Source organism: Micromonospora sp. CA-111912, from assembly GCF_050948415.1.
In the GTDB taxonomy this organism is placed as follows: domain Bacteria; phylum Actinomycetota; class Actinomycetes; order Mycobacteriales; family Micromonosporaceae; genus Micromonospora.
The window spans coordinates 1,431,627-1,447,629 of record NZ_CP192007.1 but is presented as its reverse complement, the minus strand read 5'-3'; the positions used below and the strand labels follow the sequence as shown (position 1 = coordinate 1,447,629).

The 16,003-nt window shown below is 74.7% G+C and carries 15 protein-coding genes; 6 read left to right on the top strand and 9 right to left on the bottom strand.

Annotation, left to right across the window (positions count from 1 at the left end; genetic code table 11):
• Positions 1-21 precede the first annotated feature (21 nt).
• Positions 22-705, top strand: a complete 684-nt coding sequence (locus tag ACQPZO_RS06650; protein ID WP_433347995.1) for a hypothetical protein — start codon at positions 22-24, stop codon at positions 703-705.
• A 47-nt stretch (positions 706-752) separates the two neighbouring features.
• Here ACQPZO_RS06650 and ACQPZO_RS06645 read toward each other — a convergent pair whose 3' ends face one another.
• Both ACQPZO_RS06645 and ACQPZO_RS06640 read right to left on the bottom strand, forming a co-directional pair.
• A complete protein-coding gene (locus ACQPZO_RS06645) occupies positions 753-1,652 on the bottom strand; it encodes a ribokinase (protein WP_433347993.1) in 900 nt (299 codons plus the stop codon).
• Between the two features lie 19 nt (positions 1,653-1,671).
• Complete coding sequence (locus ACQPZO_RS06640) at positions 1,672-2,514, bottom strand: ABC transporter ATP-binding protein (protein WP_405112947.1); 843 nt, start codon at positions 2,512-2,514, stop codon at positions 1,672-1,674.
• A 131-nt stretch (positions 2,515-2,645) separates the two neighbouring features.
• Between ACQPZO_RS06640 and ACQPZO_RS06635 the strand changes: the two genes are divergently transcribed.
• Both ACQPZO_RS06635 and ACQPZO_RS06630 read left to right on the top strand, forming a co-directional pair.
• On the top strand, positions 2,646-3,671 hold the full coding sequence (locus tag ACQPZO_RS06635; protein WP_433347991.1) for an ABC transporter ATP-binding protein: 1,026 nt from the start codon (positions 2,646-2,648) through the stop codon (positions 3,669-3,671).
• Positions 3,668-4,675 (top strand): ABC transporter permease subunit, encoded by a 1,008-nt coding sequence (locus tag ACQPZO_RS06630; protein ID WP_433347989.1) that lies wholly within the window; start codon positions 3,668-3,670, stop codon positions 4,673-4,675. Before ACQPZO_RS06635 ends, ACQPZO_RS06630 begins: the two co-directional genes overlap by 4 nt.
• 78 nt (positions 4,676-4,753) lie before the next feature.
• Here ACQPZO_RS06630 and ACQPZO_RS06625 read toward each other — a convergent pair whose 3' ends face one another.
• Positions 4,754-5,923, bottom strand: coding sequence for an ROK family transcriptional regulator (locus tag ACQPZO_RS06625; protein ID WP_433347988.1), 1,170 nt, complete (start codon positions 5,921-5,923; stop codon positions 4,754-4,756).
• 175 nt (positions 5,924-6,098) lie between these two features.
• On the opposite strand from ACQPZO_RS06625, the gene ACQPZO_RS06620 reads away from it, so the two are divergent.
• Positions 6,099-7,550, top strand: coding sequence for a glycoside hydrolase family 3 protein (locus ACQPZO_RS06620; protein ID WP_433347986.1), 1,452 nt, complete (start codon positions 6,099-6,101; stop codon positions 7,548-7,550).
• Positions 7,551-7,853: 303 nt separating this feature from the next.
• On the opposite strand, the gene ACQPZO_RS06615 is transcribed toward ACQPZO_RS06620, so the two are convergent.
• Entirely contained in the window at positions 7,854-9,392 is a 1,539-nt protein-coding gene (locus ACQPZO_RS06615) for a cation:dicarboxylate symporter family transporter (protein ID WP_433347985.1), read from the bottom strand.
• Positions 9,393-9,487: 95 nt separating this feature from the next.
• A complete protein-coding gene (locus ACQPZO_RS06610; RefSeq protein ID WP_433347983.1) occupies positions 9,488-10,150 on the bottom strand; it encodes a GNAT family N-acetyltransferase in 663 nt (220 codons plus the stop codon).
• 237 nt (positions 10,151-10,387) lie between these two features.
• Here ACQPZO_RS06610 and ACQPZO_RS06605 point away from each other — a divergent pair, with 237 nt between their 5' ends.
• Entirely contained in the window at positions 10,388-10,585 is a 198-nt protein-coding gene (locus ACQPZO_RS06605) for a DNA repair protein (protein WP_433347982.1), read from the top strand.
• Positions 10,586-10,609: 24 nt separating this feature from the next.
• On the opposite strand, the gene orn is transcribed toward ACQPZO_RS06605, so the two are convergent.
• On the bottom strand, positions 10,610-11,206 hold the full coding sequence (gene orn / locus ACQPZO_RS06600) for an oligoribonuclease (protein ID WP_433347980.1): 597 nt from the start codon (positions 11,204-11,206) through the stop codon (positions 10,610-10,612).
• Between the two features lie 67 nt (positions 11,207-11,273).
• Here orn and ACQPZO_RS06595 point away from each other — a divergent pair, with 67 nt between their 5' ends.
• Positions 11,274-12,563, top strand: a complete 1,290-nt coding sequence (locus ACQPZO_RS06595; protein WP_433347978.1) for a glycosyltransferase family 87 protein — start codon at positions 11,274-11,276, stop codon at positions 12,561-12,563.
• Positions 12,564-12,738: 175 nt separating this feature from the next.
• Here the strand turns inward: ACQPZO_RS06595 and ACQPZO_RS06590 are convergent, their stop codons facing one another.
• From ACQPZO_RS06590 to ACQPZO_RS06580, 3 genes are all read right to left on the bottom strand, one after another.
• Positions 12,739-13,338, bottom strand: coding sequence for a hypothetical protein (locus ACQPZO_RS06590; RefSeq protein WP_433347976.1), 600 nt, complete (start codon positions 13,336-13,338; stop codon positions 12,739-12,741).
• Positions 13,339-13,492: 154 nt separating this feature from the next.
• Positions 13,493-14,224 (bottom strand): YcnI family copper-binding membrane protein, encoded by a 732-nt coding sequence (locus tag ACQPZO_RS06585; protein ID WP_433347974.1) that lies wholly within the window; start codon positions 14,222-14,224, stop codon positions 13,493-13,495.
• A 16-nt stretch (positions 14,225-14,240) separates the two neighbouring features.
• Positions 14,241-15,908 carry a copper resistance CopC/CopD family protein gene (locus ACQPZO_RS06580; protein WP_433347972.1) on the bottom strand — a complete coding sequence of 556 codons (1,668 nt, stop codon included), beginning with the start codon at positions 15,906-15,908 and terminating at the stop codon, positions 14,241-14,243.
• Between the last annotated feature and the right edge of the window lie 95 nt (positions 15,909-16,003).

Here is a 16,003-nt window from a genome sequence, read left to right as displayed (position 1 = left end):
GCCCGACGCACACTGGGAGGCATGGCGATTCCCCTTCCCCGACCGACCGCTGTCCTCGGCCTCACCCGGTCCGCCTTCGATCAGGCCCTCGGCTCGGCCGCCTCGTTCGCCGCCGTCCCGGTCCGCGCGTTCGCGGTGCTGGACGGGGTGGAGGCGCTGCTGTCCCGGATCAACGGGGTGGTGGACCGGATCGAGGGGACGCTGGACCGGACGGACCGGGTGCTCGACGACGCCGAGGCCGCCGTCCGGGAGGTGGCCGTGATCAGCGCCTCCGCGACCACCGCGATCGACACCGCCACCGGGGTCGCCACCGCGGCGGCCGTGGTGGTCGCCTCGGCCGAGGGGGTCGCCAGCCGGGCCGCCGCCACGGTGGACGCCGCCGCCGGGGCGGCCGACACCGCCGGCGAGCTGCTCGCCGCGTACGAGCCGGCGCTGCGGCGGGCCGCGCCGATGGCGACCCGCTTCGTCGAGGAACTCAGCCACGAGGAGGTGACGGCGGCTATCCGGCTGGTCGACGAGCTGCCCAAGCTCAAGGAGCATCTCACCGCCGACATCCTGCCGATCCTGGCCACCCTGGACCGGGTCGGGCCGGACCTGCACGACCTGCTCGACGTCACCCGGGACCTGAGGCTCGCCGTCGCCGGCATCCCCGGCCTGGGCATGCTGCGTCGCCGGGGCGAGAAGCTGACCGACGACCCGGGCTGACCGACCCGGGCTGACCGACCCGGAGCCGGCTGACGGCGTCTGGCCCGTCAGGCCGACGGGGCGTGGAGCTCGTCGATCTCGGCCCGGCGGGGCAGGGCCACGGACGCGCCGAGCCGGCGTACGCAGGCCGCACCGGCCGCCGCCGCCCACCGCACGGCGGCAAGCAGGTCCCGCCCCTCGCCCCAGGCCACGGCGAGGGCCGCCGTGAAGGCGTCCCCGGCTGCCGTCGAGTCGACCACGTCGACCCGCACCGCCGGGACGTACGCGGGCTCGGCGTCCCGCTCGACGTACCAGGCGCCGTCCCCGCCCAGGGTCAGCACCGCCCGGGGCGCGAGCGCCAGCAGCGCTCCCGGGTCGTCCCGGCCGCGCCCGGTGAGCGCCAGCGCCTCGTTCTCGTTGACCACCAGCAGGTCGACGGCGGCGAGCAGTTCGTCCGGCACCCGCTGGGCCGGCGCCGCGTTGAGGATCACCCGGGTGCCGGCGGCGCGGGCGGCGAGCGCCGCCTCGGTCACCGTCGCGACCGGGATCTCCAACTGGGCGACCAGCACGTCCGCCGCCCGCACGGCGGCCAGCTCGCCCTCGGTGAGATCGGTGAACGCGGCGTTCGCCCCCGGGGTGACCATGATCGCGTTCTCACCGTCGGCGCCGACCATGACCAGGGCGACGCCGGACGCCCCGTACACCACGCGGAGCTGGCCGGTGTCGACACCGGCCGCGGTGATTCGGGCCTTGAGGGTGACCCCGAACGCGTCGGAGCCGATCGCGCCGAGGAACGCGCAGGACGCGCCGGCCCGCACGGCGGCGACGGCCTGGTTGGCGCCCTTGCCGCCGGGGACCATGACGAAGGCGCTGCCGAGCACCGTCTCACCGGGACGCGGCAGGGCCGGCGCGGTGGCCACCAGGTCCATGTTGGCGCTGCCCACCACGACCACCCGGGTCTGCTGCACGCTCGACACTCCTCGCGGCTCAGGCGGCGCGGGCCGTCCAGCGGTCGCCGACGCGGTCGACCGTCAGGGGCAGGCCGAAGGTCTTGGAGAGATTGTCGGCGGTCAGGGTGTCGGCGAGCAGCCCCTGGGCCATCACGCCGCCCTCGCGCAGCAGCAGGGCGTGGGTGAAGCCCGGCGGGATCTCCTCGACGTGGTGGGTGACCAGGACCAGGGCCGGGGCGTCCGGGTCGTACGCCAGCTCGGCCAGCCGGGCCACCAAGTCCTCGCGCCCGCCCAGGTCGAGGCCGGCGGCGGGCTCGTCGAGCAGCAGCAGCTCGGGATCGGTCATCAGCGCCCGGGCGATCTGCACCCGCTTGCGCTCCCCTTCGGACAGGGTGCCGTACGCCCGGTCGGCGAGGTGGCCGATGCCGAACTGGCCGAGCAGGGCGTGGGCCCGGGCCTCGTCGGTGCGGTCGTAGCTCTCCCGCCAGCGCCCCACCACCGACCAGGCGGCGGTGACCACCACGTCGACCACCCGCTCCTCGGCGGGCACCCGCTCGGCGAGGGCGGCGGTGGACAGGCCGATCCGCGTCCGCAGCTCGTTGACGTCGGTCCGGCCGATCCGCTCGCCGAGCACGTGCGCCGTGCCCGTGGTCGGGTGCAGCCGGCCGGCGGCCAGGCTCAGCAGCGTCGTCTTGCCGGCCCCGTTGGGCCCCAGCACGACCCAGCGCTCGTCCAGCTCGACCCGCCAGTCCACGTCGTGCAGCAGCGCGGTGTCGGACCGGCGTACGCCCACACCGTCCAGGCTGACCACCAGATCCGCGTCCACGGGGGCGGTGGCGGGGGCGGCGCCGACGACGCCGGGGATCAGGTCACCAGTCACCCGTCCATCCAACCACGCACCGCCGCACCGCCCCCCACGGGCGGTGGCCACGCCCTAGGGTGAGGCGCCGTGGCGTTGGTCACCGCACGGGGGAGGAACCAGATGCCATACCAATTCAGGGAGCGTCTCGGGTGAGCGCCGTAATCGAGATCGAGGGGCTACGCAAGACCTTCCACGGCCCGCGCCGCAGCCGCCAGGTCGCCGTCGACGGCTTCGACCTGCTGGTGGGGCGGGGCGAGATCCACGGCTTCCTGGGGCCGAATGGCTCGGGCAAGACCACCACGCTGCGCGCCCTGCTCGGGCTGGTCCGCGCCGACGCGGGCCGGATGCGGCTGTTCGGCGAGGACGTGCCGCGCCGGTCGGCCGCGGTGGCCGGGCGGGTCGGCGCGATCGTGGAGACGCCGCAGTTCTTCGGCAACTTCACCGGGCACCGCACGCTGCGGCTGCTCGCCCTGGCCGGCGGGGTGCCGACCCGGCGGGTGGACGAGGTGCTGGACCAGGTGGGGCTGCGCGGCCGGGGCGCCGACGAGGTCAAGGGCTACTCGCTGGGCATGCGGCAGCGGCTCGCGGTGGCCTCGGCCCTGCTCAAGGAGCCGGAGCTGCTGATCCTGGACGAGCCGGCGAACGGGCTGGACCCGGCGGGCATCCGGGAGATGCGGGACCTGATGCGGGAGCTGGCCGCCGCCGGGGTGACCGTGCTGCTGTCCAGCCACATCCTCGGCGAGATCCAGCTGATCTGCGACCACGTGACGATCATCTCCCGGGGGCGGCGGGTGGCCGCCGGGCCGGTGGAGGGCGTGCTGGACGGCCACGACCAGCACGAGTGGCAGGTCGGGGTGCCCGAGCAGGGGCGGGCTGCGGAGCTGCTGCGCCAGGAGGGGCTGCCGGTGGAGGAACGCGCCGAGCACCTCGTCGTCGGCGGGGTGCCCGACGCCGGCGAGATCAGCCGGCTGCTGGGCGAGCAGGGGCTCTGGGTCCGCGAGCTGGTGCCGCTGCGGCCCGACCTGGAGAGCGTCTTCCTGGAGCTCACCGACGACGGGGCGGAGCGTCCCGAGCTGCCCGGGCTGGCCTACGAGCCGGCACCCGTCGAACCCGGCGAGGGCCGGCTCATCGACCTCGACGTGACCGTCGGCGACGACAGGGAGGCAAGGGCGTGAACCTGGTACGGGCCGAGCTGGAGCGGCTGGCCGCGCGCCGCTTCGTCCAGCTCATGCTGGTGCTGCTGGTGCTGGCGTTCGGGGTGACCGCGGTGACCACCCTGGTCGGCTCGCACCGGCCGTCGTCGATCGAGGTCGCCGAGGCCCAGCAGGCGGCGGCCGAGGAACGGCAGGCCCTGGAGTCCACGTACCAGCGGTGCCTGGCTGCCGCGCGGGGAAACCTGCCGCCGGAGGAGGCGGAGAGCTTCCCGGACGACTGCTCGGCGTTCGACCCTGCCCAGCGGGAGCGGCTGCCGGTGGCCACCGACCACCTCCAGGGGGTGTTCAACTTCGCCAACCAGGCCCGCCCGCTGCTGTACCTCCTGATCCTCTTCCTGGTGCTGTTCGGGTTCCTGGTCGGGGCCTCGTACATCGGGGCGGACCTGTCCACCGGCGGGGTGGTCAACCTGCTGATCTGGCGGCCCCGGCGGCTCGCCGTGCTCGGCGCGAAGCTGGGCACGCTGCTCGGCGCGCTGACGGCGGTGTCGGTGCTGGCGTCGACGGCGTACGGGGGCGCGTTCTGGCTGATCGGGCAGACCGCCGGGATGCCCGGGGCGACCGACGAGGGCTTCTGGCCGTGGCTGTGGCTGACCTGGGCCCGCGGGGTGGTGCTGGTGCTGTTCGCCGCGACGGCCGGTTTCGCCATCGCCACCCTCGGCCGGCGGACGGCGGCGGCGCTCGGCGCGGTCATGGCGTACACGGTGGTGTGGGAGCTCGGCCTGCGGGTGGTGGTGGAGGTGGTGGGCATACCGCGGGGCGAGGACTGGATGCTCTCCACCTACCTCGACGCCTGGCTGACCGGGGAGGCCCGGCTCTCCGACGCCACCAGGTGCCGGGGCGTGTCCGGCTACTGCGACGGCACCTACCAGCTCGGCTGGGGGCTCGGGCTGGCGGTGCTGCTGGCGGTGACCGGCGGGCTGACGGTGGCCGCGTTCGCCGCGTTCCGCCGCCGCGACCTGATCTGACCCTGCACACCCGGGGCGCGACAACTTGTTGCAGCGCCCCGGGTGATGGTGAAGAATTCCTACGTGACGGACGCGTGGTCAGCCCACGGTGCTGCCGAACACCTCGTCCCGCACGGCGTCCAGAGCAGTGCGCAGGGCGCCGTGCAGGACCGGCTCCTCGGTCAGCCCGCTCGGCACCACCCGGGGGCGGACCAGGGTGATCGCCGCCACCTCGCGCTGCACCCGCCCAGCCAGCGCCGCGCCGCCGGCCCGCCCGACCTCGCCGGCGAGCACCACCAGCGGTGGGTCGAGCACCACGCAGGTGCTCGCCACGCCCAGGGCGAGCCGGCGGGCCAGCTCGTCGAGCACCGGTGCGGCGTCGGCCTCGACCGCCGCGCGTACCGCCTCGGCGGCGCAGTCGGCGACGATGCCGTGCTCCCGGGCCACCGCCAGCACCGCGTCGCTGCCGGCGAGCTGCTGGAAGGCCGGCTTGGCCCGGCGGGACACGTCGCGCGGGATCGGCGCCCCGGGCACCGGCAGGTAGCCGATCTCGCCGGCCGCGCCGCTGCTGCCGTGGTGCAGCCGTCCGCCGAGCATGATCGCCAGACCGACGCCCGCGCCCAACCAGACCAGCACGAAGTCGGCCAACTCCCGGGCCGCGCCCGACTGCGCCTCGGCGACGGCGGCCAGGTTGACGTCGTTCTCGAAGACCACCGGGGTGTCCAGGTCCTCGCGCAACGCGGCGAGCAGGCCACGGTGCCAGCGCGGCAGGTTGAACGCGAAGGTGATGTCGCCGGTGCCCGGGTCGACCAGGCCGGGCGTGCCCAGCACCACCCGACGCACGCCGGACAACTCGGCCCCGGCGCTGCTGGCGGCCTGGACGACGGCGTTGTGCACCACGCCGACCGGGTCGTCGGTGTCCCGGGTGGACTGCTCCACCCGGCCGGTCACCGCGCCCGTGATGTCGGCGCAGGCCGCGACCACCCGGTCCGCGCCGACCTCCACCCCGACCACGTACGCGCTGCTGGGCCGGACGGCGTAGAGCTGGGCGTTCGGGCCCCGCCCGCCGGCCTGCTCGCCGACCCGGGCGACCAGGCCGCGCTCCTCCAGCCGCTCGACCAGCTGGCTGGCGGTGACCTTGGACAGGCCGGTCAGCTCGCCGATCCGGGCCCGGGTCAGCGGCCCGCGCTCGAGTAACAGCTCCAATGTCGCGCGGTCGTTGAGCGCTCGTAACAGGCGGGGGGTGCCGGGCAGCCGGGTCGCACTCATGCCATGTCCTCTAGCTATTCGTAAACTCTACTCACCACTACCGACCTGCAGACGGGTGTCCGTAGCGTAACGGCCGCCCGGGACCGGGTGGTCGGACGACCCGGCAGCGACCGTGGTCCCGCCGGCGAACCCGGTACGACGTTCGTGCCCTCGGGCACCGGAAGGGGACAGACTCGTGGGGACCGATCCAGGACTGCGCCGGCTCGCGCTGGGCACCCTACTCGCCGCGTACCCGGGGCCCGTCCCGCCGGACTGGGCCGTCGGCCTCGTGGGCGAGGGCCTGGCCGGGCACACCCTGTTCGGCACGAACGTGCACGACTTCGCCCAGCTCGCGGCGAGCACGGCGGCGCTGCGCGCGGCCCGGCCCGACGTGCTGGTCGCCATCGACGAGGAGGGCGGCGACGTCACCCGGCTCGCCCGCGCCACCGGCAGCCCGTACCCGGGCAACGCCGCGCTCGGCGCGGTCGACGATCCGGCGGTGACCGAGCGGGTGTACGCGGCCATCGGGGCCGAGCTGGCCGCCCTCGGGATCACCGTCAACCTCGCGCCGACCGTGGACGTGAACACCGCCGACGAGAACCCGGTCATCGGCACCCGCTCGTTCGGCGCCGACCCGGCCCGGGTGGCCGTCCACTCGGCCGCCGCCGTCGCCGGCCTCCAGTCGACCGGCGTGGCCGCCTGCGCGAAGCACTTCCCCGGCCACGGCGCGACGGTCGCCGACTCCCACCACGAGCTGCCGACCGTGGACGTGTCACCGGCCGTCCTCCGCGAGCGGGACCTGCCGCCGTTCGCCGCCGCCGTCGGGGCCGGGGTGCGGTCGATCATGACGGCGCACATCCGGGTCCCCGCGCTGACCGGGGGCGACCCGGCCACCTTCAGCCGGGCGGTCCTGGTCGACCTGCTGCGCCGCGAGTACGGCTTTACCGGGACGGTGATCACCGACGCGCTGGAGATGCAGGGCGCGGTGCTCGCCGCCGGGGGCGTCGGCCCGGCCGCGGTCCGCGCGCTCGCCGCCGGGGCGGACCTGCTCTGCATCGGGTTCAAGGTCGACGCCGAGCTGGTCGAGCGGGTGGCCGCCGAGATCGTCGACGCGCTCGGCGACGGTCGGCTGGACCGGGCCCGGGTGGAGGAGGCCGCCGGCCGCACCGCGGCGCTCGCGGCCTGGACCCGGCCCGCCGGCACGCCGCCCCCCGCCCCGACCGACCTCGGGTACGCCGTCGCGCGGCGTGCCGTCCGCGTCGAGGGCGACGTCACGGGGTTGGGCCGGCCGCTGGTGGTCCAGTTGCACACCGCGTCCACGATCGCCGAGGAGCGGGTGCCGTGGGGGCTCGGCCCGCACCTGGCCGGGCTGGAGGAGGTGCGGGTGGTGGCCGCCGAGACCGACGTGGCGTCCCTGCGCGGGCTCGCCGGGGCCCGGCCCATCGTGCTGGTGGGCCGGCACCTGCACCGGCTCCCCGGCGGCCCCGACCTGGTCGACGCGCTGGCCGCCACGCATCCGGTGACCGTGGTGGAGATGGGCTGGCCGGGCCGGTGGCGGCCGACGGGCGCTCGCGCCTACGTGACCACGTACGGGGCGAGCCACGCGAACGGGCGGGCGGCGGCGGAGGCGCTCGGCCTGGCCGGTTGACCCCGAGCCGCCGGAGCCGCTCCGGCTCCACCCGCCGGACGCCGACCCCGATCCGCACTCTGCGTCACTAGCTCCGGAAACCGGCTGACCCACTTCACCCCAGGTCAAGTCCACTAAACGACACCGTCAACCCGCCGATCACCCCTTGCCCGACCCAATATCGATACGTAGCGTCATGGGCGGGACGGCGGCCGGTGGGAGCGACCGGCCGCCCCACGGGAGGGCCTGGGGGAAGGCTGCGGACCGTGGATCCGGCCCGGGATCCACGGTCCGCGCCCCGCCTGCGGCACCGGCCGGCGCGCGTCAGCGCAGGGCGAGCACCGGGCGATCCGGGTCGGCTGCCCGCACATCCGCCTCCGTCCCGTCGCGGGGCACGTCGTCTCCGTGCGGGTCGTCGAGCATGGTCGCCTCGTCGAACGGGTCGTCGCCGCGCAGCACCCGCTTCGCCCGGTCCCGGTCGAAGCCCTGGGTCCAGGTGCCGACCAGCACGGTGGCCACAGCGTTGCCGGCGAAATTGGTCAGCGCCCGGGCCTCGGACATGAACCGGTCGATCCCGACGATCAGCCCCACCCCGTCGACCAGGTCCGGGCGGTGCGACTGGAGGCCGCCGGCCAGGGTGGCCAGGCCGGCACCGGTCACCCCGGCCGCCCCCTTCGAGGCGATGATCATGAAGAGCAGCAGCGAGATCTGCTCGCCGATCGACAGCGGCTTGCCCATCGCCTCGGCGATGAACAGCGCGGCCATGGTCAGGTAGATCGCGGTGCCGTCGAGATTGAACGAGTATCCGGTGGGGACGGTGATGCCGACCACCGGCTTGCTCACCCCGACGTGTTCCATCTTGGCGATCAGCCGGGGCAGCGCCGACTCCGACGACGAGGTGGACAGGATCAGCAGGAACTCCCGGCCCAGGTAGCGCAGCAGCTTGAAGATCGAGATCCGGGCGACGAACCAGAGCAGCGCGCCGAGCACCAGGAACACGAAGATCGCGCAGGTGGCGTAGAAGCCGAGCATGATCTGGGCCAGGCTCTTCAGCGCGTCCACGCCGGTCGCGCCGACCACGGCGGCGATCGCCCCGAACGCACCGATCGGCGCCAGCCACATGATCATCGCAAGCACCTTGAAGACCACCCGCTGGAGTACGGCGATCGCATTGATCACCGGCTCGCCACGCCGGCCGAGGCTCTGCACCGCGAACCCGACCAGCAGCGCGACGAGGAGCGCCTGAAGCACGTCGCCCTCGGTCAGCGCGGAGAACAGGGTGGTCGGAATGATGCCGAGAACGAAGTCGACGGTCCCCTCGGACTCCCCACCGGCAGCCTTCTGGCCGGCACCGGCGAGCGCGCCGTCGAGGGCCAGCCCCGAGCCCGGGTGGATCAGGTTGCCGACCACCAGGCCGATCGCCAGCGCGACGGTCGACATCAGCAGGAAGTAGCCGAGGGCGAGGCCGCCGACCTTGCCGACCTGCGCCGCCTTCCGTACCGAGCCCACGCCGAGCACGATGGTGCAGAAGATCACCGGACCGATCATCATCTTGATCAGGTTGACGAAACCGGTGCCGAGCGGGGCAAGGGACTTGCCGAAGGCGGGGAAGAGCAGCCCGACCGCGATGCCCGCGAGGACGGCGGCGATGACCGCGAGGTAGAGGTAGCGGGTGCGGTCCTTGCGGCGGGACGGCTTGGCGACGGTGTCCGCACCGGGGACGGCGTCCGGCGCGGCGTCGCGCGGGCCGGGGGCGACGGTCGCGGGCGGGCCACCGCCCTGTGGGCCGGACGGGCCGGTGGGGCGCGACCCGGACCCGTACTCGGGCTCCGGATCCGGTGTCGGTGCGCGGTTGTCAGCCATGCGGCCACCCCTACCCACCGGTGTCCGCCGTCACACCGGCGGCCACGGGCACCGGCCGGGGCCGGCGGGCAGCTACGGGCCGCCGGGGCCCGGAGTCACGGCGGGTACACCCCGTACGACCGCCAGCCCTGGTCCGCGAAGCCGGCCGCCTCGGCGACCCGCGCCGACGCGACGTTGGCGGGGTCGTGCCGGTACGTCGGCACCGCACCCCCGTCGAGCACCCGGCGGGCGGCCCGGGCGACGAGCCGGCGCGCCAACCCGCGCCCCCTGGCCTCCGGCGCGGTGCCGACGGCCAACTCGTGCCCGTGGGCGTCGTGCCGCTTGATCGCCGCGCCGGCCAGGTACCGTCCGTCGGCGCCCCGAACCACCAGCACCTCGCGGTCGAACAGCCGCAGCCACCGCGGCAGCCCTGGCTCGGTCGGCGCGACCCACTCCCCCACGTCCGGCAGCGGGGCCGGGGCCAGGGTCCACCGGAAAACGTCCTCGTGGCACACCCACCCGGGGTAATCCACGGCGGCCGGCAGACCGGCAATCAGCCGCCGCTCCGACTGACCGGCCAGCGCCCGGACCGCCGGGACGTGCCGGGGCGCCACCGAAAGCACCGTGCCGCGGCCGTCGCCGACCGCGATCGCCGGGCGGAGCCGGCCGTCCCAGGCGGGCAGGGCACGCCGGCGCGAGCCGACCACGTTCAGTCCGGGTCCGGCCGGCCACTGCCCGAGCCAGGTCGCCAGGTGCAGGTACAGCCGCCGGTCGAGCACCGGTCACCCTCCTCCGCACCGCCAGAACGCGCCCCACCCCGAGGCCAACATGATCACGGTACGCCAACCACCACCGTGCTCAGGCTGATTGAGGCGACCGACGGGCGGGTAGACGTACCGAAGATCACCGATGATTGTCGATTCGTCGTCCGGTTGCCGTCGACGGGAACCGGACTCATCGATCGAACGTCATAACCATTTCCATTCATGTACAACTTTCTCTGGGACGGTATGGTCATGCCGAATCTGCCTTATGACCGGTACCAACAGGACGCCGAGCGCCGCTGGCGGGAAGCCGCAGGCGGGCGGTTCCCCGCGCAGCGGGCGTACCGCGAGGTGCGCAACGCGTGCCGCACGGAGCCGGCGCTGTCCTGGGCGGCGCTGAACCGGCTGCCGGCCGGCGTCTCCACCCGGCGCGGCCTTACCGCCCGCTGAACCCGCGCGGCCGGGGCCCGGGGCTCAGAGCTCGGCGGCGATGGCCTTGGCGGTGTCCACATCGGGGCCGGGCAGCGGGACGAAGAGGGTACGCCGGTAGTACTCCAGCTCGCGGATGCTCTCCCGGATGTCGGCCAGCGCCCGGTGGGCCAGCCCCTTCCGCGGCTGCCCGAAGTACACCCGCGGGTACCAGCGCCGGCACAGCTCCTTGATGGAGGAGACGTCGATCATCCGGTAGTGCAGGTGCGCGTCCAGGCGCGGCATGTCCCGGGCGATGAAGCCCCGGTCGGTGGCGATGGAGTTGCCGCACAGCGGCGCGGTGCGCGGGTCCTTGACGTGGCTGGTGACGTAGTCGAGCACCAGGTCCTCGGCCTCGGCCAGGGTCACGGCCGAACGCCGGACCTCCTCGGTGAGGCCGGACTTGCCGTGCATGGTCCGGACGATCTCCGGCATCCCCTCCAGCGCCGCCTCGTCGGCGTGGATCACCACGTCGACACCGTCACCGAGCACGTTGAGGTCGGGGTCGGTGACGAGCGCGGCGACCTCGATCAGGGCGTCCCTGCCGAGGTCCAATCCGGTCATCTCACAGTCGATCCAGACGAGGAGGTCAGCCACGGCCACAGCCTACGCGCAGCCCACGCACTCGCGCCTCGGCACTGTCGGCCGGATGGACCGCTAGGGTTTCCCCGTGCCAGCTGAACCGATCGCGCCACCCTCCGTCACCGCCGACGAGCCGGGCGGCCGCAGGGTCCGCCGGCTGGTCACGGTGCTGGCCCTGGCTGCCGTCCTCCCGGCGTTGTACCTGCCCGGGCTGGTGCACAACTTCTTCGACCTGAAGATCTACATGCGGGCGATGGACTGGTGGGCCGCCGGCCACCCGCTCTACGACTACGCGCAGCCGGACCGGGTCCAGGGCGAGCTGTACTTCACCTACCCCCCGCTGAGCGCGCTGCTGCTGCGCCCGTTCGCGCTGCTGCCGCTGGGCCTCACGATCGCGGTCTTCACGATCCTGACCGCGCTCGCCGTGGTGGTGACCACCCGCTGGCTACTCGCCCCGGTCGTCGCCCGGCACGGCCTGCCCCGGACGTTCACCCTCACCGTCGCGGTGCTGCTGGTCTTCGCGGTGGAGAGCACCCGGGAGACGATCACCTTCGGTCAGATCAACATGCTGCTGGTCGTGCTGGTCCTGGCCGACCTGCTCTTCGGGGTGCCGCAGGGGCGGCGCTGGGCGGGGGTCGGCATCGGGTTGGCCACCGCCCTGAAGCTCTACCCGGGCATCTTCATCGTCTACCTGCTGGCGACCCGCCGCTGGCGGGAGGCGGCCGTGGCGTCGGCGACCGCCGCCGGGGCCACCCTGCTCGTGGCGGCCGTGGCCCCGGCGGACTCGTGGCGGTTCTGGACCCACGAGTTGTGGGCGACCAACCGGGTCGGGCGCACCGACTACACCGGGAACCAGTCGTTGTTCGGGCTGCTCAGCCGGTTCACCGCGCCGGCCGAGCCGAACCGGGCGCTGTGGCTCGCGCTGGCCCTGCTCGTCGCCGGGTACGGGCTGTGGCGGGCCGCCCGCGCCGCCTCGGCCGGGGACGCGCTCACCGGCCTGACCCTGACCGGGCTGGTGGGCGCGCTGGTCAGCCCGATCACCTGGACCCACCACATCTACTGGTTCGTCCCGGCGGTGGTGGTGCTGGCCGACGCGGCGCTGGGCACGAACCCGGCCACGCCCGACGGGGCGCGGCGTCGCCGGTGGTTGACCGGGCTGGCCGTGTTCACCGGCGCGGTGATCGTCTACGGGGTGGTCTCGTTCCACGACTGGGGGGTGGCCCCGGTGCGCACGGACTCGCCCGGGGAGTTCCTGGTCCGCAACACGTACGTGCTGCTGAGCCTGCTGCTGCTGGTGACCCTGCCGGTCGCCCGGCGGGCCGGACCGACCACCGCCAGGGATAAGAAATCGCACCAACTGGACAGAACTCCCGAGTAGCGCCGATACCGGCTAATCTTGCCCCAACCTCGGGCATCTCCCGTGGCACCGGCCCCCCGGTGAGGCGGCCCTCCGCGTCGGCAGCGCGGAGGGCCGCCCGCCGTCGAGTGACGAACTCTCCGGTCAACGCCGGGGAGGGGCGCAGCCGCCCCGCAGGCTGCGGGCGGCGTACCGGTCAGGAGGGTTGGCGGGCGCGGGCCGGGCCGGGCGCTGCCGGGCGGATGCGGCGGGGTTCGATGCGCACCGGCCGGGCCGTGGTCTCCGGGTTCAGCGGCGGCCAGGCCAGCGGTGCCGGCGGGGACGGCGGGGCGAGGTCGGCCAGGGTGGCCGGGCGGCGGGCCGGGGCCGGCCCCAGCGCCGGGCGGGGTCGGCCGGCGGGCGGACCCACCGCCACCAGTTGTCGTTCGGCGGGAACCGCCGGGGCCGGCGCGGGGCCGGCGCCGAGCGCGTCGAGCGAGGTCATCCCGAGCCGGCCGGCGAGCACCGGCACCTGGTCGGGCTCGACCACGAAGACCACCTCGCGGGGGCGCACCGGTCGCAGCAGGAGCGCGGCGGACACCACCAGCAGGCCACCCAGGACGATCAGCGCCCAGACGGCCACGGGGAGCCACCCGGCGGCGAGTTCCGCCTGCAGGTCCACCGCGCCGATCCGGGCGGTGACGCCGCCGTCGGGGTCGACGCGCCGGGTGGCGACGCCGAGGGCGGCACCGGCCAGCAGCGCCGGGATTCCGATGGTGAGCAGCAGCATGCCGACGAGCGCGCGAGCGAATCGCATCCGTGTCGTTTCCTTCCGTGGCCGGGTACCCGGACGACCATACCGATGCAAATCGCACAATCACCCGATATCACCAGCAACGGCGTACGGCGACGCGGAAAAGGCGCTGGCCCGCCGGTACGAACCGGCGGGCCAGCGGGCGGTACGGGACGGCTCAGGACCTCGCGGCCGGCTCCCGCCGGGTACGGGCGAACGCGAGGCCGCCCAGGGCCAGGCCGGCCAACCCGGCGACCAGCCCCGCCACCCCGAACGCGGTGCCCGCGCCGCCGTCGGAGTCATCATCGTCGTCGTCCGCGCCGGCGGCTGCCACGGCCGGCGCCGACGCCCCCGCCGACGGGGCCGCCGCGGTGAGGGTGAGCACCGGCGCGGGCTTATCCGGCTCCTCGGCCCCGGCGGCGGACGGCTCCTCGATCCAGCGCACCACATTGCCGTCCGAGTACGTCTGAAGCGCCTTGAACACCATCGTGTCCACCTCCGGCAGCGGCCCCATCGAGACCGGGAACTCCTGGAACTGGCCCGGCTTGACCGCCGCGTCGCCCGTCGCCGTCCAGGTGATCTTCGACACGGCCTCGGTGACCTCGCTGCCGTGCACCTGCACCGGCGGGTCCACCTTGCGCTTCTCCATCGCCACCGTCCAGCCCGGCACCGGCATCGTGGACACCGAACCGACCGGGGCGTTCTCCGGCAGCACCACCTCGACCTTGGTCGTGGAGGCCTCGTCGCTCTCGTTCGGCACCCGGAACGCGAACCGGCCGTAGCCGCCCTGGGTCGCCTCCTTCGGGTTGACCGAGACGTGCGCCGAGGCGGGCGCGGCCACGCCGAGCACCACGGCGGCGACGCCGAGGGCCAGGACGGCGGCGGTTGCGGAACGCCGGTGACGGAGCATGGGGAACTGCCTCTCTCTAGCGGATGCTCACGGTGGCGCTCACCGTGGCCTGGTCGATGTCCGAGGTCCGGACGGTGAAACGGAACTGCCACTCCCCCGCGGCGGGCAGGTTGAGCTCCCCGGTCGCGTGGTTGTCGGTCAGCGGCAGCAGCAGGATCTCGATCGGCTCGATCCCGGCCGCCGGCAGCGCGGCGGTGGCCTTCCACTCCTCCACCGGCTGCGGTCGATTGTCCTTCGTGTATGCGTACAGGTGCAGCGAGTTGTTGCCCCGTTCGGCCGGGTCCATCTCGACCTGGAGGGAGTAGAGCGGGCTGGACAGGGTGGTGGTGAACAGGCCGGCCTGCGTGCCGTTCACGTCGGCGCCGGCGGTGCGGGCCGGCGGCGTCTGCACCAGGGTCGCCGACACCGCGAGCACCACCGCGGTGATCGCCAACTCCGCCCACACCGCCCGCCGCACCGGCGTCGGCCGCCCCGCGGCGGAGCGCCGGCGCACCAGCGCCCGGGAGTACGCGGCCACGCCGAGCACCAGGACGAACAGCACGATCTTGGCCAGCACCAGCCGCCCGTACGTGGTGTCGACCAGGGCGGTCGGGGTGGCCACCTCGATCAGCGCCTGCACCGTGCCGGCGAGCAGCAGCGCCGCGACGGCCAGCGCCGCCCAGCGCGACCAGATCGGCAGGATCGCGCCCAGCTCCCGCTCGTCGGCCCGACGCAGCAGGAACCCGCCGAGCATCACCAACCCGCCCAGCCAGACCGCCATGCTGCCCAGGTGCACCGCGTCGACCACCACCGACACGGCCGGGGCGGGCGAGGCCGCCGGGTGCCCGGCCAGCGGCCAGGTGAGCAGCGCCGCGCCGCCGAGAACCGCCAGGATCACCCCGTCGGTGCGGCCCACCGGCCCGGCGAAGAGCGGGCGGAGCAGGAACGCCGCCGCCGCGAGCAGGCCCAGCCGGACCAGGTGCGTCGCGCCGTACGTGCTGCCCAGCACGTCGCCGAGGCCCGCCCCGGTCACGTCGAACAGCCCGCCCCCGGCGGTGTACGGCACCTGCAACCACAGCTCGGCGAGCGTGGCGAACACCAGCAGGCCCAGCCCCGTCCAGGCCAGCCGGGCCGGGCCCCGGCGGGAGAGCCGACGCGGCCACAGCGCGCCGAGCACCAGCGCCGGGCCGACCAGCAGCAGCAGCCCCGCGTACCCGAGGTACTTGGCGACCTTGACCCCGTTCTCCACCACCGGGTCGGCCCGGTTGTCGGACCCCGCGTCCGTCGGCGGCGTCGACGGGGCGCCCACGGAGTAGGTGAACGCGCCGGACACCGGGTGGCTGTCCGCCGAGATGACCCGGTAGCTGACCAGGTAGGTGCCCCGCCCGGCGGACGGGTCCACCGGCACGGTCACCACCGTGCTCTCGAAGGCCGGCTCCCCCCGGTCGGCCCGCGCGCCGTCCGGGGCGATCACCCGGATCTTCCCGGCCACCTTGCGCACCGGCTCGCTGAACGTCAGCACCACCTCGGCCGGCCCGCCGGGCACCACGGCGGACGCGGCCGGGCTGCTGCTCACCAGCACCGCGTGGGCGCTTGCGGGGGTGGCCGGGGCCAGCAACAGGGCGACGACGGTGACCAGCAGGCCGGCGAGCGCGCCCACCCGCGCGAGCCGGCGGCGGGGAGGCCGGAGATTGGCAGCAGTCATGTCGGCCATGCTCGCCGACGCGGGGGCCGATCGGCGACCCGGGCCGGCACCCGCGTCGGCCCGGACCCGGTGCCGACCGCCGGCGGGTCCTCGCC

Bases quoted from the DNA above. Each gene is read 5' to 3' on its own strand.
- ACQPZO_RS06650 (WP_433347995.1), top strand. From the start codon at position 22: ATGGCGATTCCCCTTCCCCGACCGACCGCTGTCCTCGGCCTCACCCGG.
- ACQPZO_RS06625 (WP_433347988.1), bottom strand. From the start codon at position 5,923: ATGAGTGCGACCCGGCTGCCCGGCACCCCCCGCCTGTTACGAGCGCTC.
- ACQPZO_RS06615 (WP_433347985.1), bottom strand. From the start codon at position 9,392: ATGGCTGACAACCGCGCACCGACACCGGATCCGGAGCCCGAGTACGGG.
- ACQPZO_RS06605 (WP_433347982.1), top strand. From the start codon at position 10,388: ATGCCGAATCTGCCTTATGACCGGTACCAACAGGACGCCGAGCGCCGC.
- ACQPZO_RS06590 (WP_433347976.1), bottom strand. From the start codon at position 13,338: ATGCGATTCGCTCGCGCGCTCGTCGGCATGCTGCTGCTCACCATCGGA.
- ACQPZO_RS06585 (WP_433347974.1), bottom strand. From the start codon at position 14,224: ATGCTCCGTCACCGGCGTTCCGCAACCGCCGCCGTCCTGGCCCTCGGC.
- ACQPZO_RS06580 (WP_433347972.1), bottom strand. From the start codon at position 15,908: ATGACTGCTGCCAATCTCCGGCCTCCCCGCCGCCGGCTCGCGCGGGTG.